This is a genomic window from Kitasatospora sp. NPDC048298 (assembly GCF_043201465.1).
In the GTDB taxonomy this organism is placed as follows: Bacteria; Actinomycetota; Actinomycetes; order Streptomycetales; family Streptomycetaceae; genus Kitasatospora.
This window is the reverse complement of record NZ_JBICYZ010000071.1, coordinates 19,140-41,788: the sequence shown is the minus strand read 5'-3', so window position 1 is coordinate 41,788 and position 22,649 is coordinate 19,140. Positions and strand designations below refer to the sequence as shown.

Below are 22,649 nucleotides of genomic sequence, written 5' to 3'. Positions count from 1 at the left end.
TCCCGAGCGGGCGGCACGTTTTGAGCGGGCGCAAGCCGCTCGGCACCCTGGCCACACCGGTCCGGACCGCCTAGGCTGGCCGGACCCAGTCGCCGAGCCGCGCGAGGTTGACGCATGATCAGGCGCCGTTCACTGCTCACCCTCGCCGGCCTGGGCGGGGCCGCCGCCCTGCTGCCCGCCGGGCCTGCCCTGGCCGCCCCGGCTGCCCCTGCCGCCCAGGCCGCCCCGGCCGCCCCAGCGCGCGCCATCGACCTGCCCGCACCCACCGTCGGCCGGCCGGTCGGCACCACCAGCCTGCACCTGGTCGACCACGGCCGCCTCGACCCGTTCGCGCCCGTCCCCGGACCGCGCGAACTGATGGTGCAGCTCTGGTACCCGGCGCGCGGCACCGCCGGCCGGCCCCGCGCGCCCTACATCACCCCGCGGGTCGCGGCCGCGATCGAGCGGATCCTGCCGCTGGACCCGGGCACCCTCGCCCTGCTTCGCCCCACCGCCCTCGCCGACGCCCCCGCCCACCCCGGCCCGCTCCCCCTGCTGCTGCTCGGCCACGGCCGCGGCGGCACACGCAGCAACTGCACCGCACTGGCCGAGGAGTTGGCCGCGCACGGCTACCTCGTCGCGGCCGTCGACCACACCTACGACGCCGCCGCCGTCGAGTTCCCGGACGGCCGGCTGGTGCTCGGGGCCCTGCCGGAGAACCCGCCGGACCGGGACGCCGCCGAACGCAAGGAGATCGCCGCGCGGGTCGGCGACCTGCGCTTCGTCACCGACGAACTGACCGGGGGCCGGCTGCCCTTCCGGGTCGACGAAGAGCGGATCGGCGTGCTCGGCCACTCCATGGGCGGAGCCGCGGCCGCCGAGGCGCTGCGCCAGGACCCGCGCCTGCGGATCGGCCTCGACCTCGACGGCGGCCTGTTCGGCTCCCCCGTCCCCGAACTCGGACTGGACCGGCCGTTCCTGCTGCTCACCTCGATCGACGACCACGACACCTGGCAGCGCTGGCGCGAACACCACCACGCCTGGGGCCGCCAGCTGCGCACCCTGGGCGCGGGCCACCTCAGCTTCACCGACCTGCCGCACGCCGCCGCCCCCGGCCACCTCGCCGACCACCTCCCCGCCGAAACCTACGCCGGCCTGCTCGGCACCCTCGCCCCGACCCGCGCCACCGCGCTCACCCGCAGCTACGTCCGGGCCTTCGCCGACCGCTTCCTGCGCGACCGCCCCACCCCGCTCCTCGACGGCCCGTCGCCGCGCCACCCGGAGATCGAGTTCCGCTGGAGCCGCGGGTAGGGGCCGTCTCGCCGATCGTTCCCGGGCCCGCGACACTCCCCCGGCCTTCGGGCCGGGAAGTACCCCACCTCAGCCCTGCGATGCACGCACCCCATGGCCGCGCCCTGGTCCGAGTCGATCGACAAGACGGGCCCTGGGCACGATCACGCCCTAACCCGACGGGTACTCCGCCGGGTCGCGACCGAAGAAGGCGGCGAGCCGGTCGTACGCCGGGGCGTCCTCGGGGGCGGCGACGGCGGGGCCGAACGCGTGGTGTTCCTCCTCGGCACCGCGGTACTCGGGCTTGAGCGCGCCGCCGGCCCAGGCGAGCGCCGCGTGTGCGACCTCGTGGTCCAGGCCCTCGGTGGACTGGCCGCTGGCGCGGGCCAAGTCCCAGCCGTGGACGGCGAATTCGGCGATCTGCTGGTCCACCGGGAAGCGGGCCGGGAGGGTGCCGACGCCGGGGACCTCCAGGGTGCCTCCGAGGTCGCCGGCCGCGCGCCAGGCCTCGACCAGTTCCTCCGCCCCGGCCTCGAAGGCGTGCAGCCAGTCCTCCTCGACCCGGTCGAAGGGCTGCGACCAGTCCGGCTGCCCGCCCTTCGCCCGTACGGTGAACTGCCGCAGGTCGTGCAGGAGGTGGCTGACCAGGTCGCCGACGTCCCACGAGCGGCAGGGCGTCGGGTGGCCGGCCAGCTCGACACCGGTGCCGTCGATCAGTCCGGCGGTCTGCGCGAGGGCCCGGGCGAGCAGCTCGATCGGGTCTTCCGCTGCGGTCATGGCACACCTCTCGGTACGGGGTCCCGGTGCGGGAGCGCGGGTCGTGCCGGGTGATCGTAAGCGCGGGCGCCGACCACCGCCCGCCACGACACCGCACCCGCCGTCACCGGGCCCCCGTCACCGGGCCCGCCGCCGGGCGTCAGGCGGCGAAGCCGCCGTCCACCGCCAGCTCCGCGCCGGTGACGTACCGGCCGTCCGCGCCGACCAGGTAGGCGACGGCGCCGGCGACCTCCGCCCCGGTACCGAAGCGGCCGAGCGCGGTGAGTCCGCTCTGGAGTTCCGCCGCCGGGCCGTCGACCGGGTTCATGTCGGTGTCGATCGGCCCGGGGTGGACCAGGTTGGCGGTGATCCCGCGCGGGCCGAGCTCCCGGGCCAGCGCCTTGGTCAGGCCGATCAGCGCGGCCTTGCTGGTGGCGTACAGCGTGGCGCCGGGGAAGGCGACGCGCTGGGCGATGCAGCTGCCGATGGTGACGATCCGCCCGCCCTCGGCTAGGTGCGCGGAGGCCGCCCTGGCGTACAGGAAGGGCGCCCGGACGTTCACCTCCAGCACCCGGTCGACGTCCTCCAGCGTGAAGTCGCCGATCGGGCCGAGGGCGCCGACGCCGGCGTTGTTCACCAGGACGTCCAGTTTCCCGAACCGCTCGACGACGGCCTCGACCACGCTCTCCACCGCCTGCGGGTCGGAGCTGTCGGCCCGTACGGCCCAGCCGGTCCGCCCCATCGCGGTGATCTTGGCGACGACCTCCTCGGCCCGCTCCGCACCGCCCTGGTAGGTCAGCACCACGTGGGCACCGTCCTCGGCCAGCCGCAGGGCGACCGCCGCCCCGATCCCCCGGCTGCCGCCGGTCACCAGCGCCACCTTGCCGTCGACCCCGTCGATTCCCGCCGCACCGTTCATCGTCATCTCTCCAGAACTCCTCGTTCCGATCTCGGACATGACTCGATCCTGGTCCGGGGCGTTTCAAACCTCCGGCGGAAATCAGACGTTGCGTTCAACGTTCAACCATTTCTGGGAGCGCCCCGCGCCCCGGCGTACGCGCCCGCCAGTGGCAGTACGAGCCGACCGCCGACTGTCCGGTGCGGTCGGGCCCGGCCGCCGGGTCGGCTCCGGCGCAGCCGAAGGGAAGCTCCGGCTCCCGCGCGCCGTCCAGGAGCAACAGGTGCCGCCGCGCGCGGCACTCGAAGCCCGCCGCGCGCAGGGCCGCCACCACCGGACCATCAGCCGACGCCGGCGGCAGGCCGGACGACCGGCACCCGCCCCCGAACGGGCACCCCCGCCCCCGAACGGCCCGCCAACGGCCCGTAACGGGCCGTTGACGGGCCGTTGACGCACCGGAACCGGCCGAGCGGCCGCCCCCGTCCAGGGGCGGCCGCTCGGCCGGTTCCGCAGGGCTCCGTCGGACGGCGGGCCTCCCGCCGGACGGTCGGCCCGGTCAGACCGTCAGCGTCTGGCCCGGGAAGATCAGGTCCGGGTCGCCACCGATGATGCGCGCGTTCTTCCGGTACAGGCTGTCCGTGTCGGTGCCGAACTTGGCCGCGATCTCGCTGAGGGTGTCACCGCTCCGGACGGTGTAGCCGCCCACGGCGGTGTTCTTCGGCGAGGCCGGCGCGGACTGCGCCGGCTTGGCCGAGGGCTGCCCCTTGGACGCCTGCTGGGTGGCGGCGGACTTGGCGGCGGACTTGGCGGCGGGCGCGGCGGGCGCGGCGGGCTTGGCCGCGGGCTTCGCCGCCTTGGTGGTCGGCTTGGCCGGCTTGGCCGCCGTGCCGCCCGAGGTGTCGACGGCGGCCGGAGCGCCGCCCTTGCCCAGACCCGCCTTCTGCGAGCAGACGGGCCAGGCGCCCGGGCCCTGCGAGGCGAGGACCTTCTCCGCGACGGCGATCTGCTGGTCCTTGCTCGCCTTGTTGGCCTGGGAGGCGTACGCGGTCCCGCCGTACGCGGCCCAGGTGGACGGGGCGAACTGCAGCCCCCCGTGGAAGCCGTTGCCGGTGCTGATGCTCCAGTTCCCGCCGCTCTCGCACTGGGCGACGGCGTCCCAGGTCGAGCCGGTAGCGGCGGAGGCCGAGGTGGCCGTGACGAGGCCGGCCACCGGCAGGGCCGCGACGGCGGCGCCCGCGATGACCGCCATCCGAACGCGGTGGCGCTTGACGGTGGCGGTGGTGTCGGTGGCAGCGGCGGTCTCGTGACGGGGATTCATACAGGTCCTCTCGACAAGTCCCGGGCGGGCATGCGGAACCAGGCCCGGGACATGGGCCGGCGGTCTTTTGCTCACCTCACTCGACGGGCGGCCGGACACGTGTCGGACGTGCCGTGCCGCCCCGGTCACCTCCGCACGCCGACGGCCTGTTCGAGCCGGCCTCGTCGGCGGGCACCGCCCTCGCGCCGCGGGTCAGTCGGCGGGCAGTGCGTCGGGGTGAACCCGGGTGGCGCTCGTTGCGCCGCCAATGAAGCTAGGGGGCATCACCCGGACGCAGCAAGCAATTCTTGGACCTCGCAGGTCAGTTGACTGTTACCGGCGGTATCGATCAAGAAATTGCGCCCGATTTGAAAGCTTTTGACCGTATTTTCTAGATCAAACGGTCAATTTTCGTGCCCTCGCTCACACCTATCCCTCCGAGAAAGCTGACACACCATCCACGCAGAGGAATCGCTGACTGACGCACCGTCACCACCGAAGCCGGAGTTCCCTGTTCCGCATGGCCGCCGAGTGGCATCCGTCACGCTCGACACGGAGGGCGAGTGAAAAATGACCCTCAGTTACGGCCGTCGAGCTCCGCATCCCGCGCCAGCAGCGCCGCCTGGACCCGGTTCTCGCAGCCCAGCTTGGCCAGGATCCGGCTGACGTAGGTCTTCACCGTCGCCTCGCTCATGTGGATCCGCGCCCCCGCGTCGGCGTTGGACAGACCCTCTCCGAGCAGCGCCAACACCTCCAACTCACGCGGGGTGAGCACCTCCAGCCGGCGCCGCGCCGCCACCGCGCGGGCGGCCAGCGAGGCGCTGCGCCCGGAGGCCAGCGAGTCGACGATGTGCCGGGTGGCGGCCGGGGAGAGGAAGGCGTTCCCGCCCGCCGCCGCCCGGACGGCCTGGATCAGCTCGTTCGGCGCGGTGTCCTTGAGCAGGAAGCCGGCACCGCCCTCGGACACGGCGCGCAGGACGTTCTCGCGCTCCCCGAAGGTGGTGAGGATCAGCGCCCGCGCGCCGGGGGCGACCTTCGCCAGTTCCCCGAGCGCCGTCAGCCCGTCCATCACCGGCATCTGAATGTCCAGCAGCACCACGTCCACCCGGTGCGCCCGCGCGAGCTCCAGCGCCTCGCGCCCGTCCGCGGCCTCCGCGACCACCTCGATGTCGTCGGCGGATCCGAGGATCATCCTGATTCCGGCCCGGATCAGCGGCTCGTCGTCGGCGACGAGGACTCGGATCACGCTGGTCATTCCCCTCGAACGGTGCTCTTCGGCTGCGGCACCATCCTCACATCCCGGAGAGACCGCTCCGAACCACCCCGATCCGGACCGGCCCGCTCCGAAACCGGCCCGGCCCGACTCACCGGAGCAACCGCCCGCGCCACGGGAGCACCCGACCGCGCACGGGGGCACTCAGCCCCGGGCGACGTACTCCTGTTTCTCCACCAACGCCCCGTCCCGGAAGCAGAATCGCGCCACGTGCTCCTCGTTCCAGCCGGCGCCGGGCGCACCGTTCAGGACGTACCAGCGGCAGTGCGCGCCCGCCGGCACCTCGGGCCCCGTCCCCTTATAGGTGTCGGTGAAGAAGTCGTTGCCGCGCGGCAGCGTCTGCAGCACCTCGGCCTCGGTGGTGCCGACCCTGATCTGGTCGTACATCGGTTTCTGCACGGTCGCGTCGTTGGTGCCCCGGACGATGGCGACCACGCCCCAGACCAGCAGGCCGAGCACGATCGCCACGACCGCGACCACCCCGAGGGCGCAGCCGATCGCCGGGCTGCGCCGCCCGCGCTCCGACTCCTCGACGGGCGGCAGCCCGTCCACCATCCAGTCCTCGGCCGCGTCCGCCGCCGCGTCCTGCTCCGCCCCCTCGTACGGCAGCACCCCCGCCAGCCGGAAGCCCTGCTCCGGCGTGGGCCCGGCGTGCACCATGCCGCCGACCAGCCGGGCGCGCTCCCGCAGGCCGGCCAGCCCCTGACCGCCGCTCACCGCCGCGCCCGCGCCGACACGTGACCCCACGAGCTCCGGCGCGCGGGCGTTGGTCACCTCCACCACCAGCGCGTCCGGCTCGTACCGCAGCGCGACGCCGATCGGCGCACCGGGCGCGTGCTTGTGGGCGTTGGTGAGCGCCTCCTGCACGATCCGGTACGCCGCGTGGTCGACGGCGGCCGACAGCGGACGCCGCTCGCCCTCCAGGGTGAAGTCGATCCGCGCCCCGGCCGACCGGGAGGACTCCACCAGCCCCTCGACCCCGTCCACCCCGCCGCGGGCCGGCGCCCCGGCGGCGGTCGTCCCGGCGGTGGGCGGCAGCGCCGTCGACTCGTCGTGCAACACCCCGACCACCTCGCGCAGCTCGCGCATCGCCGCGACCGCCGCCTGGCGCAGCACCCCGACGGCCTCGCGCTGCCGGTCGGTGAGCGTGCGGTCCACCTCCAGCGCGCCCGAGTGCACCGAGATCAGCGCCAGCTGGTGGCCCAGGCTGTCGTGCATGTCCTGGGCGATCCGGTGCCGCTCGCGTAGCCGCGCCTGGTGCACCACCATGACCCGCTCGCGCAGCAGCTGCTCGTTGCGCTCGCGCAGCGCGTCCAGCAGGGCGCGGCGCTGCGCCCGGTAGCGGCCGTAGAGCGCCGGCAGCACGGCGGACACCAGGAAGAAGCCGAGCGACAGCGACAGGACGAACTTCGGCGAGAGCGAGGCGACGTCCTTCACCACGCCCGTCACCGTGAACAGCACCCAGCCGACGACGAAGGCGGCGACCAGCGACCAGACCCGGCGGATCCGCGCGCCGGCCGTCCAGCCCGCGCACACCAGCATCGGCATCGGCCCGACCGCCCAGCCGGCCAGCGCCGCGGTGGTGAGCAGTACGGTGGCCGGCAGGCCCTTGCGCAGGACGAACAGCACCGCGACGGCGAGACCGAAGGGCACCGCCAGGCCGCTGTTGGAGAGCAGCTCCAGCAGTGCGGCGAAACCGCCCATCAGCAGGGCGAGCACCGCCTCGCCCACCACCCGCCGGGGCCGCCAGGGCCCCGGCAGAGCCGTCCGTACCGCCGTGTTCCAGGCCCGCGCGATCGCTTCCACCCGTCGAGGCTATCGGTCCGGCCGCGGCGCCCGCCGTCCTCCTTCGTCTCCGCCCCGCGACGACGAAAGTCGCCTGGTCACGGTCGGCGGCCGCCCGGCCGTGGGCCGCATCAGCGGAAGGCCGTGAGCAGCAGCGCCACGTCGTCCACCCGGCGGGTCGAGCCGACCTCGCGCAGCAGCCGCTCGGCCGCCTGCTCCAGTCCCTCCCCCGCCGCGGCCCGGGCCAGCGCGGCCCGCAGCCGGTCCACGCCCTGGTCGATCGCCACCGCCGGGTCCTCCACCAGCCCGTCGGTGTAGAGGGCGAGCACGGCGCCGCTGCCCAGCCGCAGGTCGCTGACCGGGTAGTCGGCCCGCTCGACCACCCCGAGCAGCGGCCCGCCCGGGACGTACAGCGCCTCGGCCCGCCCGCCGGGGTGGCGCAGCACCGGCGGGAGGTGCCCGGCCCGGGCGATCCTGGCGAGGCCGGCGGCCGGGGTGAGCCGGACGAGGCAGCAGCTGGCGAGCAGCCCGGGGTCGAGGTCGAGCAGCAGCCGGTTGGTACGGGCGAGCACCTCGTCGGGCGGGTCGCCGCCGGTGGCGAAGGCGCGCACGGCGCTGCGCAGCTGCCCCATGGTGGCGGCCGCGCCGACGCTGTGGCCCTCGACGTCGCCGATCACCAGGGTGACGTCCGGGCCGGTGACGATCGCGTCGTACCAGTCGCCGCCGATCTCCATGCCCTGGGTGCCGGGCAGGTAGCGGGCGGTGATCCGGATGCCGGGTACCTCGGGCAGCCGGTGCGGCAGCAGCGCCTGCTGCAGGCCGCGGGCCAGGGCGAACTCGGCGTCGTACAGCCGGGCGCGTTCCAGGGCCTGGGCGATGAAACCGCCGAGCGCGGTGAGCAGGCCGCGCTCCTCGACGGTGAAGGGGCGCGGGCGCTCGAAGCCGATGATGCAGCTGCCGATCGGACGGCCGGAGGCGATGAGCGGCAGGAAGGCCCAGGCGCCCATCTCGTCCAGGGCGAGGCCGGGGTAGGTGGCGGCGAGTTCGCGCACCGACTCGAAGAAGATCGGGGTGCCGGTGCTGAGCGTCTCCGAGCCGGGCACCCGGGCGTCGATCGACAGGCCCTCGAAGGCGTCCAGGAAGCCGGCCGGGTAGCCGGTCTGCAGGAGCAGGTTCAGGCACTGCTCGCGCACCGCGTAGATGGCGAGCTCCTGGCCGCCGCAGGCCGGCAGGATCTCCTCGGCCACCGCCCGGCACACGTCCCGGACGGTGACCGCCTCGGTGAGCGCGCTGGCCAGCTGCAGCAGGTGGTGGGTGCCGCTCACGCTGTCGCCCACCCCGGTGCGGGTGGCGGGCGGCGGGGTGACGATCGGCTCGTCGGCGCCCGGCGGCGCCTCGGCCGCGACCACCCGGCCGGTGACGCCGTGCGCGTCCGGGTAGAGCGAGAAGGCGAGCCAGCCGTCCGGCGGGCGGTCGGCCAGGAAGGCGGTGGGCTGCTGGGAGAACAGCGCGGCGCGGTAGCGGTTCTCATAGAAGGGGTCGGCGAGCCAGGGCAGCACGTCCCAGGGGCTGTGGCCGAGCAGGTCCTCGCGGCGGGCCCCGAGCAGCGGCTCGACGGCGCGGTTGGCGTAGCCGATCCGGCCGTCCGGGTCGAGCGAGAACACGCCCTCGTGCAGCCGCTCGACGGCGGCCGCGGCGGCGGTCAGGGACCGCACGTCCAGCACCGCGCCGACCAGGTGGGTCCGGCCGTCGGAGATCGCCACGGGCACCCGGGCCCACAGTTCCACCGGGTACGGCAGGCCGTCCCGCCCGAGCACCCGGACGCGGGCGGCCAGCACCTCGCCGTGCTCCAGCGCGACGCGGGCGGCGGCCCGGAACTCCGGCAGGTCGCCGGGCGCGATCCGGTGGTTCAGCGCGGCCACCGTGCCGTCGAACTCGCCCGGCCCGAAGCCGAAGATCTCCCGGAAGCGGTCGTCGGCGGCGAGCGCCCCGGTGGCCACGTTCCAGTCGAACAGCCCGACCCGGGTGGTCGGCACCGTCGACGACGGCGCCTCCACCACGGCCACCTCGCCGCCCGGCTCCACGGACTGTCCAGGTTCCGCCAACTCGGCCAGCTCCCGGCCGAGTTGGTCCGCCACCTCGGCGAGCTGCCGCGCGGCGGGCTCCGGCGGCCCCTCGTCCGAGGCGGGCCACAGCCCGCTCAGCACCCCGAACCGCTCCTCGCCGCACCCCACCGGCACACAGGCGGAGGCGAAGTCGTACGGCAGGCCGACCGCGAGCTGCGGGAAGCGCCGCATGGTGTCCTCGGTGTCGGTCAGGGTGATCACGTGCCCGGTCCGGAAGCAAACCGCGACCGGCATCGGCCCCGCGGCGGCCACCCGCCGGAACGGGCTCATCACCGTCGGCGGCACGCCCGCGATCGTGCGCAGCACCAGCGACCGGCGGTCCCGCGAGCGCAGGTACACCAGCGCCCCGTACGCCTCGGTGGTGCCGAGCACCCGGCGCACCGCCCCGGCGAACAGCTCGTCCCGCCGCTGCTCCGCCTGCCGGGCCGGGTCCCGGACGGACCGGCCCGGCTCCGCGCCGGCCCCGGGCCCCGGCGGCCGGTCGGGACCGGTCCGCGCACCAGGGGCCCCACCGGTCGCGTGCGGATGGCACATGCTCTTTTGCTACGCCCGGCCCGGAACGGTGTCAAGGCGAGTGCGCACCGGCCCCGAGCTGCCCCGGGGCCCGGCCTGCCCCAGCATGGACGGCATGCCGAGCGAATCCCGCCGCACCACCGTGGTCAACCTCAAGGGCCACCGCGACGACCCCGGGTACGAGGACGTCGTCTACGTCGGCCGAGCCATGCACCGCGGCGGCCGGCACCTGGCCGAGTCCCCGCTGCACTGCCCGTACCGCCCCGGGCCCGACCTCACCCGCGAGGAGATGGTCGTCAGGAACCGCGACCACCTGCTCGCCCGCCCCGAGCTGCTCGCCCTCGTCCCGCCCCTGCGCGGCCACCGCCTCGGCTGCTGGTGCGCCCCGCTCCCCTGCCACGCCGACGTCCTCGCCGACCTGGCGGACCACCCGCGGAAGAGGCACTGACACCGGGGGACGGGGCCGGGTCCGGTCGGCGGCCCGTCGACCGATTCCCGTTCGATATTCTCCGGGCGGGTGGCGGCGCGAGGCCGCCGGGTGGGGAAGTGGGAACCGCATGCAGTCGCCGTCGTCCGAGAAGTCCGCACACGGAACGTCGTGGCAGTGGGACGGGGAAACGGCGGGCGGCGAGGCCTCCGCGGACGTGGTCGCGGGCGGCGGGGAGCGTCTGCGGCCCAGCCGGCGCGGGCTGCTGGTCGGGGCCGGGGTGCTCGCGGCGGGCGGGGCCGCCTGGGCGCTCGGCCGTTCGGGTGGCGTCGGGGTGCTCCCGTCGCCGGGGCCGAGCAGGCCGCAGCCGACCGCGCTGTCCGGGCCGACGCCCCTCTGGACCTACCGCGGCCCGGAGGCGATGACCCCCGAGCGGCTCACCGACCCGCCGCGCCGGCCCGTCTACCTCTCCAGGAGCGGCCTGCAGGTCCTCGACCAGGACCGGGGCACCGCCGACCGGCTGCTGGTCTTCGATCCGCCGACCGCCCGCAACTGGCCCAGCGACAGCGACATGCTCGGCAAGGTGGTGTTCGGGCCGGAACACCTCTTCACCACCTACCAGGGCCACGCCGAGGCCCGGCACTTCACCGACCCCGCCGCCGACTGGAGCCTGCCGCTGCCCGACGAGCTCCAGGGCCAGACCCGGCTCGCCGGCCACGACCGCGGCATCCTCTACGGCTACTCGTGGGGCCGCCCGCGGGCCGACGGCACCCCGCCGCAGAACCACCTCTTCGCGCTGCGGGTCGCCGACCGCTCCGTGCTCTGGTCCGTCCGCACCGAACAGACGGAACAGCCCGTCACCCCCACGACCGACCCCAAGCACCCCCTCCTGGTCTGCGTCCGCTTCCTGGGCGGCCGCGCCGAGCTGGCGGCCCGCGACGCCCTCACCGGCCGCGAGCTGTGGACCGCCCCCGGTGAGGAGGACCTCCGCTGGTGCGTCACCGGCGCCGAGCGGATCTACGTCCCCGACGGCGGCGGCGGCGTGCGCATGCTGCTCCCCACCGGCGAGACGGGCTGGACCCACTCCCCCGCCCGGGGTGAGTCCTGGCGGGCCCTGCCGCCCGTGGAGCACGGCCCGCAGGTGATCATCCCGCGCGACCAGGGCACCGTCACCGCCCACGACACGTGGTCCGGCGGGCAGAACTGGACCTGCCGGCTGCCGTTCCCGCTGGACCGCCGCAACCGCCCACTGGTCGCCGAGAACACGCTGTTCGTCCCGGGCACCGCGGCCGGCGGGGTCAGCGCGGTCGACACCACGGCCGGCGAGCTGGAGTGGACCTTCCACGACTCGGGCCCTGGCAAGGACGTCTGGACCGTCGCCGCCGACAAGGACCGCCTCTACGCCGGCCACGACGACATCCTGCACGCCCTCCCGCTGCGCTGAGCGCCGAGCACCCCGACGAGAACCACGCGCCAGGAGCTCACGACACGGCAGGATGGCCCGATGCAGGTACGCCCGATCTCCCCCGACAACCTGGCCGAGCTGCTCGCCGACCGCATCGCCGCCCTGCCCGACGCCCGCGGCCGGCGCCTGCGGGTGGCCGTGGACGGTGCGGCGGCCGCCCGCCCCGAGGCGCTCGCGGACGCCCTGGTGGAGCCGCTGCGGCTGCGCGGCCATCCGACGCTGCGGGTCTCGGCCGCCGGTTTCCTGCGCCCGGCCTCGATCCGGCTGGAGTACGGCCACCACGACGCGGACGCCTTCCACGACCTCTGGCTGGACGACGGCGCCCTGGCGCGCGAGGTGCTCGACCCGCTGGAGCCGGGCGGCAGCGGCCGCGTGCTGCCCTCGCTGCGCGATCCGGTCACCGACCGCTCGACCCGCGCCCCGTACACCGAACTCCCGCCCGGCGGCGTGCTGTTGCTGGACGGTGCCCTGCTGCTAGGCCGCTGGCTGCCGCTGGAGCTGACCGTCCACCTGTCCCTCGGCCCGGCCGCGCTGGCCCGCCGCACCCCGGCCGACCAGCAGTGGACACTGCCCGCCTTCGCCCGCTACGAGGCGGAGACCGGGCCCGCCACGGCGGCCGACCTCACCGTCCGGGTGGACGACCCGCGCCACCCCGCGCTGGTCGAGCTGTCGTGATCTCCGGGGCCGGGCCGCGCTGGCAGTACGGGCACCAGAACACCGCCCGGTCACGCGGCGGCGAGCCCTGGCGCCCGGCGGCCACCGGGGTGACGCAGCGCGGGCAGGGCCGGCCGGCCCGGCCGTAGACCCAGTGCTGGTAGCCGGGCCTGGTGTCGCCGGTGGTGATGTGGCCGGGGCGCAGCTTGTTGGCCTCCAGCATCTGCCGGGCGCGCTCCACCAGCCGGTCGGGGTGCGGGAGTTCACCGACCTCGGTCCACGGTGTCACGCCCGCGACGAAGCACAGCTCGTTCGCGTAGACGTTGCCGATCCCGGCGAGGTTGCGCTGGTCGAGCAGGGCCTCGACGACCGGGCGGCCGGGGCGGGCGAGGAGTCGGCGGACGGCCTCGACCGGGTCCCAGTCGGGGCCGAGCAGGTCGGGGCCGAGGTGGCCGACGATCCGCCGCTCGTCGGTGGTGCGCAGCAGTTCGACGACGGGCAGCCGGTAGCCGACGGCGGTGCCCCGGTCGGTGCCGAGGACGGCGCGGATCTCCCGGTCGGGGCCGCCGCTCCACCGCTCGCCGGGGCGGTAGAGCACCCAGCGGCCGTCCATCCTCAGGTGGGTGTGCAGGGTGAGGCCGCCCTCGAGGCGGGCGAGCAGGTGCTTGCCGCGCGGGGCGACCTCCAGCACCCGGCGGCCGGTGAGGTCGGCGGTGGCGTGCGCGGGCACCCGCAGGTCGGCGCTGGTCAGCGGCTGCCCGGCGAGGACCTCGTGCAAGTGGGCCGCCACGCGGTAGACGGAGTCACCTTCTGGCATGTCTCCATTCTGGTCCGTGTGGCGGCCCGGCGGGTCACCGCCCCCCGCCCGCCTACTCCGACTGCTCCGCGTCGCCGTGGGCCTCGCGCACGACGACCACCGGGCAGGGCGCGTGCTCGGTGAGGTGGCGGCTGACCGAGCCGAGCAGCACGCCGGAGAAGCCGCCCAGGCCACGGCTGCCGACGACGAGCAGCGCGGCGCCCTTGGCGGCTTCCAGCAGCACCCGGGCGGCGCTGCCGGGCGTCACGCTCTCGGTGATCCGCACGCCCGCGTCGTCACCGGCCACCTTGGTGATGGTGTCGCTGAGGGTCTTGCCGGCGATCTCCTCGGGGTTGAAGGTCTCGACGGTCGGTACGCCCTGTCCGGCCCAGCCGTAGAAGGCCGGGTACTCCCAGGCGGCGATGGCGTGGATCGTCCCGCCGACGGCCCGCGCGTAGTCGATCGCCCAGCTCAGCGCCTGCTCCGAGGCGGGCGAGCCGTCCACGCCGACGACGATCCGGGGATTGGCACTCATGCCCTTGCTCCTTCGGTTGCTCCTGCTCGGTCCCGACCCTCCGAACATAGATCAAATCGGACAAACGGTCGGTATCTGCCACGCCGCGAGCAGCCCGCCGCATTCAATTCGAGTGTGGGCGCCCGCCGGCGCCTGGGAGGGTGCCGGGAGATCGCCCGGCCGTCCGATTGAGGGCCTCCGCCGCCCCGGAGCACCGGGCGTACGGGTTCCGCGCCTCCGGCGGCCGGACACCGCGCTACCCCGTCGTCTTCTGCTGAGACCTCAACGACGGTAGGCGGCCCAGGAGTTGGCCATCCGCCGGACCTGCCCCGGGGTGAACAGGGTCATGCAGGAGTCGTAGCTGTAGTCCATGAAGTTGTGGATCGGGTCCAGCCCCGGGCCGGAGCAGGTGTCGCGGCCCTCGGGGCAGCCGGAGGCGGCGGTGCGCTCGGGCGGGGTGTCGTCCACGTAGTCGCCGGGGGCCCGGCAGCCGTTCTGGAAGGTGTGGAAGAGGCCGAGCCAGTGGCCGATCTCGTGGGTCGCGGTGTCGCCCTCGTCGTAGTGGGTGGCGGCGCCGCCGGGCAGGGAGGCGTCGAGGACCACCACGCCGTCGTCGGTCGGGTTCGTCCGGTACGCGTTCGGGAAGGTCGACCAGCCGAGCAGGGAGTCGCCGAGCCGGGCGCTGTAGAGGTTGAGGGTGCCCTGGTCGCCCTTGCGCAGGGCGGTCTTCATCGCCTTCTCGGCCGGCGAGCCCGGGGTCATGCCGGTGTACCAGGAGGCGTTGTCGGTCCAGTCGATGGTGACCAGCTGGAAGTGGAACGGGCTCGCGGTGTTGCCCTCGCCCTGGCCGCCGTAGCTCTCGTTGAGGTGGTCGATCTGGCCGGTGACGGCGGCCTGGCTCAACCGCCCGGCGTCGCCGTCGTGGATCACGTGGAAGTGGACCGGAACGGTGGTCGGGGTGCCGACCCGGAGCCGGCCGGTGCCCAACTCGGCGAGCCGCCGGTCGAGGTCGGCCTGCATCGCCCGGGCCTTCCCGGCGCTCACCTCGTTCGGGTCCCGGACCGCCCGGCTGCCGGCCGGCCGACGGTCGGCGACACCGGTCGCACCGTCGCCGGTCACGCCGTCGCCGATCGCACCGTCGCCGGTCGCATCGGCGCCGTCGTCCGCGCACTCGACGGCCGGAGCGGCGGACTCCCCGGCCGCGGCGCGGTGCGCGACCGGTGCGGCGAACTGGCTCAGACCGGCCGCCACGACCAGGGCGGCGGCGCAGGGGAACAGGCGGGGGGCACGCGGGCGCACCCGGGAGGTACGGCGCATCAGCGCTCCTGACGGGGGGAGTTGACGGAGTCCCGGCCGCGCCCGGGGCCTGCTCCGGCCGGCCCGCCGGTGCCCGGCGCGGACTCGCCGAGACTACGACGCGGTGAAGTCGATCTCCCGCAGGGCGCGCGCGGCGGCCCGGTCGAGTACCACGGCCGACGCACAGCCGGCCGGCAGCCGTCCCGCCCCCAGGATCAGGTGGCGCAGCCGGGCGATGGCGGCCCGGTTCCGGGCGAAGGCGTAGCGCGAGACGCCGCGGGCACGTCGTCGCTGCCCGTCCAGCGCCTCGGCCGGGTCGGCGTCGAGCAGCAGCAGGTGCACCCGGCGGCCCTGCCGGGCGGCGGCGCGGACCAGCCAGGCCCGCACCCACGGCTGGGTGCCGCAGTCGTGCACCGCGAGCGGCCCGCCGTCCAGCACGGCCCGGCGCAGCCGCCGGTAGTGGGCGAGCCGGGCCAGCGGGCGGTAGAGCGCGTACGGCAGGCAGGCGGGCAGCCGGGCCGCGTACTCCTCGCGGACCAGCTGGGAGTCGATCAGCGGGGCACGCACGCAGCGGCGCATCAGGGTGCTCTTGCCGCTGCCGGGCAGACCGGTGACGACCAGCAGGTCCCCGGCGGGGTAGCGCAGGGCCGCCGGTCCCGGCCCGCGCAGCTCGTGCCGGACGGGCGGCTCGTGCGGGCCGTGCGACGGGGGCAGGACCACCCGCTCGTCGGTGCTGCGCGGCGGCGGCACCCTCGGCACCGCCGCCGTCCGCACCGTTCTCGTCCCGCTCACCCGGTCTCCCCCCGCCGTTCCCCTTCCAAGGAGCATGGCGCATTCCCAAGAACGAGTAAAGGGCGGAGGTCGGCGCGGGTACGGCCCGCCCGGGGCGGTCCGAGCCGGGGGTCCGAGCCGGGCGGTGTCCGGGCCGGGCGGTGTCCGGGCCGGGCGGTGGGGGGGTCAGCCCAGCTGCGGGGCGATCCGGGCGGCGATCAGCTCCAGGTGGTCGAGGTCGTCCAGGTCGAGGATCTGGAGGTAGACCCGCTCGCAGCCGATGGCCGCGTACCGGCCGAGCTTCTCGACCACCTCGTCCGGAGTGCCGGCCAGGCCGTTCTCCCTGAGCTCGTCGGCCTCGCGGCCGATCGCCGCGGCCCGGCGGGCGACCTCGGCGTCGTCGCGGCCGACGCAGGCCACCAGGGCGGCGGAGTAGACGAGGTCATCGGCCGGGCGCCCGGCCTCCTCGGCCGCGGCCCGGACCCGGGCGAACTGGGCGGCGGTGTCCTCCACCGAGGCGAACGGCAGGTTGAACTCGTCGGCGAAGCGGGCGGCCAGGGCCGGGGTCCGCTTGGGCCCGTGGCCGCCGACCAGCACCGGAACGTGCTCCTGGGCGGGCTTGGGCAGCGCCGGCGAGTCGGTCAGCGTGTAGTACTCGCCGGCGAAGTCGAAGGTGTCGCCGAGCTTGGTGCGCCACAGCCCGGTGATGATCGCCAGCTGCTCCTCCAGGCGCCCGAACTTCTCCTTCGGGAAGGGGATGCCGTACGCGGTGTGCTCGGCCTCGTACCAGCCGGCGCCGAGGCCGAACTCGACCCGGCCGCCGCTCATCGCGTCCACCTGGGCGACCTGGATCGCGGTGACGCCCGGCAACCGGAAGGTGGCGGCGGTCATCAGGGTGCCCAGGCGGATGGTGCTGGTGTCGCGGGCGAGCCCGGCCAGGGTGATCCAGGCGTCGGTGGGCCCGGGCAGGCCGTCGACGTCGCCCATCTTCAGGTAGTGGTCGGAGCGGAAGAAGGCGCTGAAGGCACCGAGCTCCTCGGCGGTGCGGGCGACCTTGAGGAGGGTGTCGTAGCTCGCACCCTGCTGGGGTTCGGTGAAGACGCGGAGATCCATGCCGGCCATTCTGGTACGGAGCCCCCGGTGATCGGCAGAGCGGATCCGGCGGGACACGGAACGTATCCGACCCGTCCCGACGGGCGCGGGCGGGGAGCAGGGGCGGGCTGCGCCCGGGGTGGCCAAGGTCTCAGCACGGAACCGTCACGACCGTCCGTTCCCGCTCCGGGGCTCGCCTACCGTGGACGGATGTTCGCCACCTCCGACGATTCCTTCCGGCGCTCCCCCGACGAGCCGGCCGGCTGTCCGCTGCCCGGCATCGTGACGGCCTTCACGCCCCGGCTGGCCGAGTTCGCCTTCGAGCCCGGCTTCGTCGCGGCGGTCGACCAGCACGTGGCGATGCTGCGGGAGCTGCTGTACGCGCAGGGGCCGGAGCTCGCGCCCCTGCCCCTGGACCGTGAGGAGTTGTCGGACTACGCACTGGGCTTCGTGGACGCGCTCGCCGAGATCGGCTGGCGGGAGCCGGTCGGCCACGACTACGCCGTGCTCCGGCTCACCGCGATCTGCTGGCTGGTGCGGGAGCAGGGCCTGTTGGAGGTCTGAACCCCGGCAGGCCCCGCCCGAGAGCCCGTACTACCCGGGGTTCTGGTCGCCCTCGATGCCCGGCGCGGGCGGGGTGCCCGGGCCGGTCTGGGTGGTCGGGCGGATCGGCTGGTTGGACAGCGCGTCGGAGCGGCCGGCCTGGTAGGCGCTGCCGCGCAGCCGGGCGGTCTCCCGCTCGGCGCCGTCCAGCCACCGCTCCCAGCGCTGGCGCATCGGCAGGATCAGGCCGCCGCCGAGGCCGACCACCAGGATGCCGGCGATGGTGGCGAGCACGGCGATCAGCACCGGGGTGGTGATCGCCGTGGCGATCCCGACCTGGCCCAGCGCGGCGATCACACCGAGGCCGACGATGAACGCCCAGACCGTGGTGGCGACCGCCTTGCCGTACGAGGCACCGGACAGCGAGCTGCCCACGATGTCGCGCACGCCGTTGGCGATGGCCATCGCGACCACCAGGATCACGACGGCGACGATGGCCCTGGGCAGCCAGGCGACGATGCTGTGGATCATCACGCTGATCGGGTTCGGGCCGAAGACCCCGAACGCCAGCTGCAGGGCCATCAGCAGGACGATGTAGTAGACGACCTTGCAGACGATGCCGGTCATGTCGTACTTGGAGCGGGACAGGTGGGCGGCCATCCCCGACCGCTCGGCGACCCGTTCCGAGCCGAGCCTGCGCATCACCCGGTCGAGGAGCTTGGCGATCGCCTTGGCCACGATCCAGCCGATGGCGAGGATCGCCAGGAAGGCGATGAACTGCGGGATGAACTTGGCGATCTTGGACCAGGCCTCGGTGAAGCCCGACCCGAAGTCGACGGACAGAGCGAGCTGCTGAGCCACGGAGTCCTCCACTCGGTGACACGGCGCCACGAGCGGGCGCTGCCGGCCCCCCACCTTCGTGGATAGCAGGCGCCCGCTCCGGCCGCTCGCGCCCGGTGTCCGGGATGCTTCCCTCGGGTGAACCGTCCAGCCGTCCGCCCGCGTACAGTGGCGGTCCGGGGGACGGGCCACGGGGCGGGACGGACGGGACGGTGCGGCAGTGAGCGGTACGGCGACGGAGCGCGCGGCGGGCCACCGGGCGCTGCACTGGCGGGTCCGGCCGGAGACGGCCCGGGCGGCCGTCCTGGTGCTGCACGGCGGCGAGGAGCACAACTTCGCCCCGCCCGGGCGCCTCAACCTCCCGCTGGTGCGGATGCACGGCTTCCTGCGCGGGCTCACCCGGGCGACCGCCGACGCCGGCGTCGCCGTCGGGACCGTCCGCTACCGCCACCGCGGCTGGAACGGCGAACGGGCCGACGCCGCGCGGGACGCCACCGCCGCGCTCGACGAACTGGCCGCGGTGCTCGGGCCGGTGCCGACGGTGCTGGTCGGCCACTCGATGGGCGGGCGCGCCGCGCTCCAGGCCGGCGGGCACCCGTCCGTCACCGGCCTGATCGCCCTCGCCCCCTGGTGCCCGGCCGAGGACCCGTGCGACCAGCTCGCCGGCCGGGACGTGCTGATGCTGCACGGCGACCGCGACACCGTCACCGCGCCCGCCGACACCCACGCCTTCGCCGCCCGCAGCCGCGCCGCGGGCGCCCGGGTCTGCGGCTACACCGTCACCGGCAGCGGCCACGCCATGCTCCAGCGCATCCCCGACTGGCACCGCGCCACCACCCGCCTCACCACCGCCCTCCTCGGCCTCCGCCCCCTCCCCGCCGAGACCGCCTCCGCCCTCGCCCTCCCGCCCGCCTCCCGCGAGGCCCTCACCCTCCCCCTTCCGCCCCAGCCCCGCCGCACCCCGGCCCACCCGGCGAGCCCCTGACGGGGCGACCGCCCCCGTACCGTGCCCTCAGGTCCGGCGCAGCGACCACCACGTCACCACCGCACCGGTCGTACTCGCCAGCAGCAGGCAGGCGCAGGTCACCGCGGCCAGGGCCCCCGGGTCCAGGTGGAGGGTGACAGGGGCGCCGGTGCTCTGGGAGAGGCCGGAGGCGAGGCCGGCCAGCGGCGGGAGGGTGGCCAGCAGGCCCAGCAGCGTGGCGACAACGGTCACCAGGGCCGCTTCCGCCGCGGCGAGCAGGACCAGTTGGCGGACGGTGCCCCCGGTCGAGCGCAGGACGGCGAGGTCGCGGCGGCGGCCGTGCGCGGACAGCGCGGTGCTGTTCGCGGTGGCGATGGCGCTGTAGCCGACAGCCACGGCGATCAGCATCGCGGCGAGGCTGTCGGTCAGCCGGGCGTCGGTGTCGTAGTCGTCCAGCGCGTAGCGGACGGCGTCGTGGACGGCCGTACCCGGGACGACCGCCACCGGGCCCGTCTCCGCCGGGACGAACAGGTCGTCGCCCAGCGCGGCCGGGTCGTGGCCGCGGACCAGGCTCCGGGCGAGGACGAAGTCGCCGCGCGCCGGGTCGTCCGGCAGGATCCGGGCGATGCGCAGCGGGACGGTGGCGCCGTCGGCGAAGCGGACCGGGTACTGCCGGCCCTCCGTCACGCCCAGCCACCTCGCCGTGGACGCTCCCAGCACCGCCTCGCCGGGCCGGCTCCAGGCCGGGTCGCGGGAGCCGAGGACGTCGATCACGACGGTCCTCCCGTCGGCACGCCGGACGAAGGCACGGGTCGGCAGAGCGGCCTTGCCGACCGGGTGGGCGGCGGCCGCCTCGTCGGTGAGGCCGGGGGTGCCGTCGTTGGTGACGATCGCCTGGCCGGAGAGCCGCAGGGCCTGGCCGGCCGGGTAGGCCGCCCGCATCGTCTCCACCGCGCCGCTGAGCAGCACCGCGAAGCCGACCGCCGCGATCACCGGTGCCGCCGTGGCGGCGGCGCGGCCCGCGCCCGCCGTCAGTCCGGCCCGCAGCAGCAGCGGGCCTGCCGTGCCGAGCCGCCGCAGCGGCGCGGTCACCACCCGGGCCACCGGGCCGACCAGGACGGGGGCGAGCAGGGCCGCCGCGGTGATCAGCACCATGGTGGCGGTGATCGCCAGGTTGACCCGCCGGTCCGCGGCCACGGTGGCGGTGAGCGCCGCGCAGCCGGTGCCGAGGCCGAGCACCGCCAGCCCCCCGACCAGCCGGCCCCGGCCCGGCCCCCGCTCCCCCGTGCGGTTCTCGTGCAGCGCCTCCAGCGGTGCGACGCGGGCGGCCGGGCGGCTCGCGACCCAGGCGCCGAGCACGCTGACGCCGATGCCGGTCGCGGCGGCGGTGAGCAGCGGCCAGGCCGTCACCCTGAGGGTGAGCCCCGGCGGGGCGACATCGAGGCGCAGCAGGGCGTCCCGCAGCAGCGGGGCTGCCGCGAGGCCGGCGAGGCACCCGGCCGCCGAGCCCAGCAGGCCGACCAGCGCGGCCTCGCCGAGGACCATCCGGCGCAGCCGGCCCGGGGTGGCGCCGAGGGCGCGCAGCAGGCCGAGTTCGCGCCGCCGCAGGCCGGTGGCGAGGACGAGCACCGAGGCGACCACGAAGCCGGTGGTGAACAGACCGAGGGTGGCCAGTGCGGCGATCAGCTGGGTGCCGAGGAAGCGCCGGTGCTCGACGTGTCGGGGCTGGAGCGCGGCGCGGCCGTCACCGGTGACCACGCTCGCCCGGTCGCCGACGGCCGTGCGGGCGGCCTCGGCCAGGCGGGCGGGCGGGGTGTCGGGGGCGGGGAGCAGGGCGATCGTCCGCACGCCCGGGTCGCGCTGCGCGGCGGCGGCGTCGCTGAGGTAGTAGCCGGGGCCGTCCTCGGTGCCGACGACGGTGAACTCGGTGCGTCCGGCGGTGAGGTTGACGGTCAACCGGGCTCCGGCCGGGACGCCGAGGGACTCGTCGACCACCACCTCGTCGGCGGTATCCGGGGCGCGACCGGTGCGCAGCCCGTACGGGGCCAGCCGGGTCGAGGACCAGCCGTGGCCCGCCTCGGCCGCGCCCTCGTCGGGGACCGGCCTGCCGTCCCGGATGGCCTGGGCGTAGAAGGCGCGGTCCACCACGACGGCCGCCACGCCGGGCACCGCGCGCAACCGGTCGGTCAGGGCCGCCGCCTCGGCGGCGCTCCACGGGATGCGGTCCTTGGGGCTGCCGTCGCGGTCTGTGGCCTGCGGCGGGAGCACCAGCGCGGTGGCGGCGGCCAGGCGGGGCTGGACGACGGGCCGGGCGGACTCGTACACGGTCAGGGTGGCGGCGATCAGCCCGACGCCGACCAGCACGGCGAGCCAGCAGGCGAGGTAACCCGACCAGCGCTCGCGGACGTTGGCGAGGACCAGCATCACGCCTCCAGCCGGGCCATGCGGGCCGCGACGGCGGTGGCGGCGCGGGCGGTGTCCCCGTCGAGGTCCAACCGGTCGGCGATCCGGCCGTCCTGGAGGAAGACCACGGTGTCGGCGATGGCCGCGGCCGTCGGGTCGTGGGTGACCATGACCGTGGTCTGCGCCCGCTCGTCCACCAACCGCCGCAGCAGGCTGAGGACTTCGCCCGAGGTGCGAGTGTCGAGCGCACCGGTGGGCTCGTCGGCGAAGAGCACGTCGGGGCGGGTGACCAGGGCGCGGGCAAGGGCGACGCGCTGCTGCTGGCCGCCGGAGAGTCGGCTCGGCCGGTGCCCGGCGCGCTCGGCCAGGCCGACGGCGCGCAGCGCGGCGGCCACCTCCTCGCGGCCGACGGTCCTGCTCTTCCCGCTCTTCCTGCGGCCCGCGAAGCGGGAGGGCAGTTCGACGTTCTGGGCGGCGGTCAGCGACTCGACCAGGTTGTACGCCTGGAACACGAAGCCGATCCGTTCGCGCCGCAGTTCGGTGCGGCGGCGCTCGCTCTGGGCGCCGAGGTCGAGGCCGGCCAGCAGCACCCGGCCGCCGGTGGGCCGGTCCAGGCCGGCGGCGCAGTGGAGCAGCGTGGACTTCCCGGAGCCGGACGGCCCCATGATCGCGGTCAGGGTGCCGCGCGGAAAGCCGAGCGTCACCCCGTCGAGTGCGGTCACGGCCCCTTCGCCGGTGCCGTGCACCTTGCGGACGTCGTGCAGTTCCACCACGCCGTGTTGCTCCGCGGTGCCGTGCGGCTCCGCGGCGGCGTGCGGCTCGGCGGGGCCGTCCGCCGTGGGTTCCCGATGGTTCGTCATGCCGAGCATTCCAGCGAACCCGCAGGCCGGGGGCACTGGTTCAGACGCTACCGGCACGGTAGTGCCTGCACTACCCCGCCCGGCACGCCCCCGCACTATCGTTCTCC

20 protein-coding genes are annotated in these 22,649 nt (G+C 75.5%); 6 read left to right on the top strand and 14 right to left on the bottom strand.

What is annotated here, in order from left to right:
- The first annotated feature begins 114 nt into the window (after positions 1–114).
- Positions 115–1,290, top strand: a complete 1,176-nt coding sequence (locus ACGF0D_RS35865) for an alpha/beta hydrolase (protein ID WP_392923514.1) — start codon at positions 115–117, stop codon at positions 1,288–1,290.
- A gap of 150 nt (positions 1,291–1,440) precedes the next feature.
- Here ACGF0D_RS35865 and ACGF0D_RS35860 read toward each other — a convergent pair whose 3' ends face one another.
- The 6 genes from ACGF0D_RS35860 to ACGF0D_RS35835 form a co-directional block, all read right to left on the bottom strand.
- Positions 1,441–2,046, bottom strand: coding sequence for a TIGR03086 family metal-binding protein (locus ACGF0D_RS35860; RefSeq protein ID WP_392923511.1), 606 nt, complete (start codon positions 2,044–2,046; stop codon positions 1,441–1,443).
- A gap of 139 nt (positions 2,047–2,185) precedes the next feature.
- Positions 2,186–2,950, bottom strand: coding sequence for an SDR family NAD(P)-dependent oxidoreductase (locus tag ACGF0D_RS35855; RefSeq protein WP_392923509.1), 765 nt, complete (start codon positions 2,948–2,950; stop codon positions 2,186–2,188).
- Positions 2,951–3,479: 529 nt separating this feature from the next.
- Entirely contained in the window at positions 3,480–4,241 is a 762-nt protein-coding gene (locus tag ACGF0D_RS35850) for a transglycosylase family protein (RefSeq protein WP_392923507.1), read from the bottom strand.
- 556 nt (positions 4,242–4,797) lie between these two features.
- Entirely contained in the window at positions 4,798–5,466 is a 669-nt protein-coding gene (locus ACGF0D_RS35845; RefSeq protein ID WP_392878217.1) for a response regulator, read from the bottom strand.
- A gap of 171 nt (positions 5,467–5,637) precedes the next feature.
- On the bottom strand, positions 5,638–7,299 hold the full coding sequence (locus ACGF0D_RS35840; protein WP_392923504.1) for a sensor histidine kinase: 1,662 nt from the start codon (positions 7,297–7,299) through the stop codon (positions 5,638–5,640).
- 110 nt (positions 7,300–7,409) lie between these two features.
- A complete protein-coding gene (locus tag ACGF0D_RS35835; protein ID WP_392878119.1) occupies positions 7,410–9,938 on the bottom strand; it encodes a SpoIIE family protein phosphatase in 2,529 nt (842 codons plus the stop codon).
- A 94-nt stretch (positions 9,939–10,032) separates the two neighbouring features.
- On the opposite strand from ACGF0D_RS35835, the gene ACGF0D_RS35830 reads away from it, so the two are divergent.
- From ACGF0D_RS35830 to ACGF0D_RS35820, 3 genes are all read left to right on the top strand, one after another.
- Entirely contained in the window at positions 10,033–10,365 is a 333-nt protein-coding gene (locus ACGF0D_RS35830) for a DUF4326 domain-containing protein (RefSeq protein ID WP_392923501.1), read from the top strand.
- Positions 10,366–10,474: 109 nt separating this feature from the next.
- On the top strand, positions 10,475–11,788 hold the full coding sequence (locus tag ACGF0D_RS35825; protein ID WP_392923499.1) for a PQQ-binding-like beta-propeller repeat protein: 1,314 nt from the start codon (positions 10,475–10,477) through the stop codon (positions 11,786–11,788).
- A 60-nt stretch (positions 11,789–11,848) separates the two neighbouring features.
- A complete protein-coding gene (locus ACGF0D_RS35820) occupies positions 11,849–12,484 on the top strand; it encodes a uridine kinase (RefSeq protein WP_392878125.1) in 636 nt (211 codons plus the stop codon).
- Here the strand turns inward: ACGF0D_RS35820 and ACGF0D_RS35815 are convergent.
- The 5 genes from ACGF0D_RS35815 to ACGF0D_RS35795 all read right to left on the bottom strand — a co-directional run bounded on the left by ACGF0D_RS35815 (position 12,432) and on the right by ACGF0D_RS35795 (position 16,953).
- On the bottom strand, positions 12,432–13,280 hold the full coding sequence (locus tag ACGF0D_RS35815; protein ID WP_392878127.1) for a DNA-formamidopyrimidine glycosylase family protein: 849 nt from the start codon (positions 13,278–13,280) through the stop codon (positions 12,432–12,434). The genes ACGF0D_RS35820 and ACGF0D_RS35815 overlap by 53 nt on opposite strands.
- Before the next feature lie 52 nt (positions 13,281–13,332).
- On the bottom strand, positions 13,333–13,794 hold the full coding sequence (locus tag ACGF0D_RS35810) for a universal stress protein (protein ID WP_392923496.1): 462 nt from the start codon (positions 13,792–13,794) through the stop codon (positions 13,333–13,335).
- Positions 13,795–14,055: 261 nt separating this feature from the next.
- Positions 14,056–15,090 (bottom strand): zinc metalloprotease, encoded by a 1,035-nt coding sequence (locus ACGF0D_RS35805; RefSeq protein ID WP_392923494.1) that lies wholly within the window; start codon positions 15,088–15,090, stop codon positions 14,056–14,058.
- 93 nt (positions 15,091–15,183) lie between these two features.
- Positions 15,184–15,897, bottom strand: coding sequence for an AAA family ATPase (locus ACGF0D_RS35800; RefSeq protein ID WP_392923493.1), 714 nt, complete (start codon positions 15,895–15,897; stop codon positions 15,184–15,186).
- Positions 15,898–16,026: 129 nt separating this feature from the next.
- Positions 16,027–16,953 carry an LLM class F420-dependent oxidoreductase gene (locus tag ACGF0D_RS35795; RefSeq protein WP_392923490.1) on the bottom strand — a complete coding sequence of 309 codons (927 nt, stop codon included), beginning with the start codon at positions 16,951–16,953 and terminating at the stop codon, positions 16,027–16,029.
- Positions 16,954–17,142: 189 nt separating this feature from the next.
- Between ACGF0D_RS35795 and ACGF0D_RS35790 the strand changes: the two genes are divergently transcribed.
- Entirely contained in the window at positions 17,143–17,496 is a 354-nt protein-coding gene (locus ACGF0D_RS35790) for a DUF6401 family natural product biosynthesis protein (protein WP_392878136.1), read from the top strand.
- Between the two features lie 30 nt (positions 17,497–17,526).
- Here ACGF0D_RS35790 and ACGF0D_RS35785 read toward each other — a convergent pair whose 3' ends face one another.
- Complete coding sequence (locus ACGF0D_RS35785; protein WP_392878138.1) at positions 17,527–18,336, bottom strand: hypothetical protein; 810 nt, start codon at positions 18,334–18,336, stop codon at positions 17,527–17,529.
- Between the two features lie 199 nt (positions 18,337–18,535).
- Here ACGF0D_RS35785 and ACGF0D_RS35780 point away from each other — a divergent pair, with 199 nt between their 5' ends.
- Entirely contained in the window at positions 18,536–19,300 is a 765-nt protein-coding gene (locus tag ACGF0D_RS35780; protein WP_392923487.1) for an alpha/beta hydrolase, read from the top strand.
- A gap of 27 nt (positions 19,301–19,327) precedes the next feature.
- On the opposite strand, the gene ACGF0D_RS35775 is transcribed toward ACGF0D_RS35780, so the two are convergent.
- The gene (locus tag ACGF0D_RS35775; RefSeq protein ID WP_392923484.1) at positions 19,328–21,703 is read right to left on the bottom strand and encodes an FtsX-like permease family protein; all 2,376 of its coding nucleotides are present in this window, start codon (positions 21,701–21,703) and stop codon (positions 19,328–19,330) included.
- Complete coding sequence (locus tag ACGF0D_RS35770; protein ID WP_392923481.1) at positions 21,703–22,542, bottom strand: ABC transporter ATP-binding protein; 840 nt, start codon at positions 22,540–22,542, stop codon at positions 21,703–21,705. The genes ACGF0D_RS35775 and ACGF0D_RS35770 overlap by 1 nt, the downstream gene beginning before the upstream one ends.
- Positions 22,543–22,649 lie beyond the last annotated feature (107 nt).

Bases quoted from the DNA above. Each gene is read 5' to 3' on its own strand.
- ACGF0D_RS35865 (WP_392923514.1), top strand. From the start codon at position 115: ATGATCAGGCGCCGTTCACTGCTCACCCTCGCCGGCCTGGGCGGGGCC.
- ACGF0D_RS35860 (WP_392923511.1), bottom strand. From the start codon at position 2,046: ATGACCGCAGCGGAAGACCCGATCGAGCTGCTCGCCCGGGCCCTCGCG.
- ACGF0D_RS35855 (WP_392923509.1), bottom strand. From the start codon at position 2,950: ATGACGATGAACGGTGCGGCGGGAATCGACGGGGTCGACGGCAAGGTG.
- ACGF0D_RS35850 (WP_392923507.1), bottom strand. From the start codon at position 4,241: ATGAATCCCCGTCACGAGACCGCCGCTGCCACCGACACCACCGCCACC.
- ACGF0D_RS35835 (WP_392878119.1), bottom strand. From the start codon at position 9,938: ATGTGCCATCCGCACGCGACCGGTGGGGCCCCTGGTGCGCGGACCGGT.
- ACGF0D_RS35830 (WP_392923501.1), top strand. From the start codon at position 10,033: ATGCCGAGCGAATCCCGCCGCACCACCGTGGTCAACCTCAAGGGCCAC.
- ACGF0D_RS35825 (WP_392923499.1), top strand. From the start codon at position 10,475: ATGCAGTCGCCGTCGTCCGAGAAGTCCGCACACGGAACGTCGTGGCAG.
- ACGF0D_RS35820 (WP_392878125.1), top strand. From the start codon at position 11,849: ATGCAGGTACGCCCGATCTCCCCCGACAACCTGGCCGAGCTGCTCGCC.
- ACGF0D_RS35815 (WP_392878127.1), bottom strand. From the start codon at position 13,280: ATGCCAGAAGGTGACTCCGTCTACCGCGTGGCGGCCCACTTGCACGAG.
- ACGF0D_RS35810 (WP_392923496.1), bottom strand. From the start codon at position 13,794: ATGAGTGCCAATCCCCGGATCGTCGTCGGCGTGGACGGCTCGCCCGCC.
- ACGF0D_RS35805 (WP_392923494.1), bottom strand. From the start codon at position 15,090: ATGCGCCGTACCTCCCGGGTGCGCCCGCGTGCCCCCCGCCTGTTCCCC.
- ACGF0D_RS35800 (WP_392923493.1), bottom strand. From the start codon at position 15,897: ATGCTCCTTGGAAGGGGAACGGCGGGGGGAGACCGGGTGAGCGGGACG.
- ACGF0D_RS35795 (WP_392923490.1), bottom strand. From the start codon at position 16,953: ATGGATCTCCGCGTCTTCACCGAACCCCAGCAGGGTGCGAGCTACGAC.
- ACGF0D_RS35790 (WP_392878136.1), top strand. From the start codon at position 17,143: ATGTTCGCCACCTCCGACGATTCCTTCCGGCGCTCCCCCGACGAGCCG.
- ACGF0D_RS35775 (WP_392923484.1), bottom strand. From the start codon at position 21,703: ATGCTGGTCCTCGCCAACGTCCGCGAGCGCTGGTCGGGTTACCTCGCC.
- ACGF0D_RS35770 (WP_392923481.1), bottom strand. From the start codon at position 22,542: ATGACGAACCATCGGGAACCCACGGCGGACGGCCCCGCCGAGCCGCAC.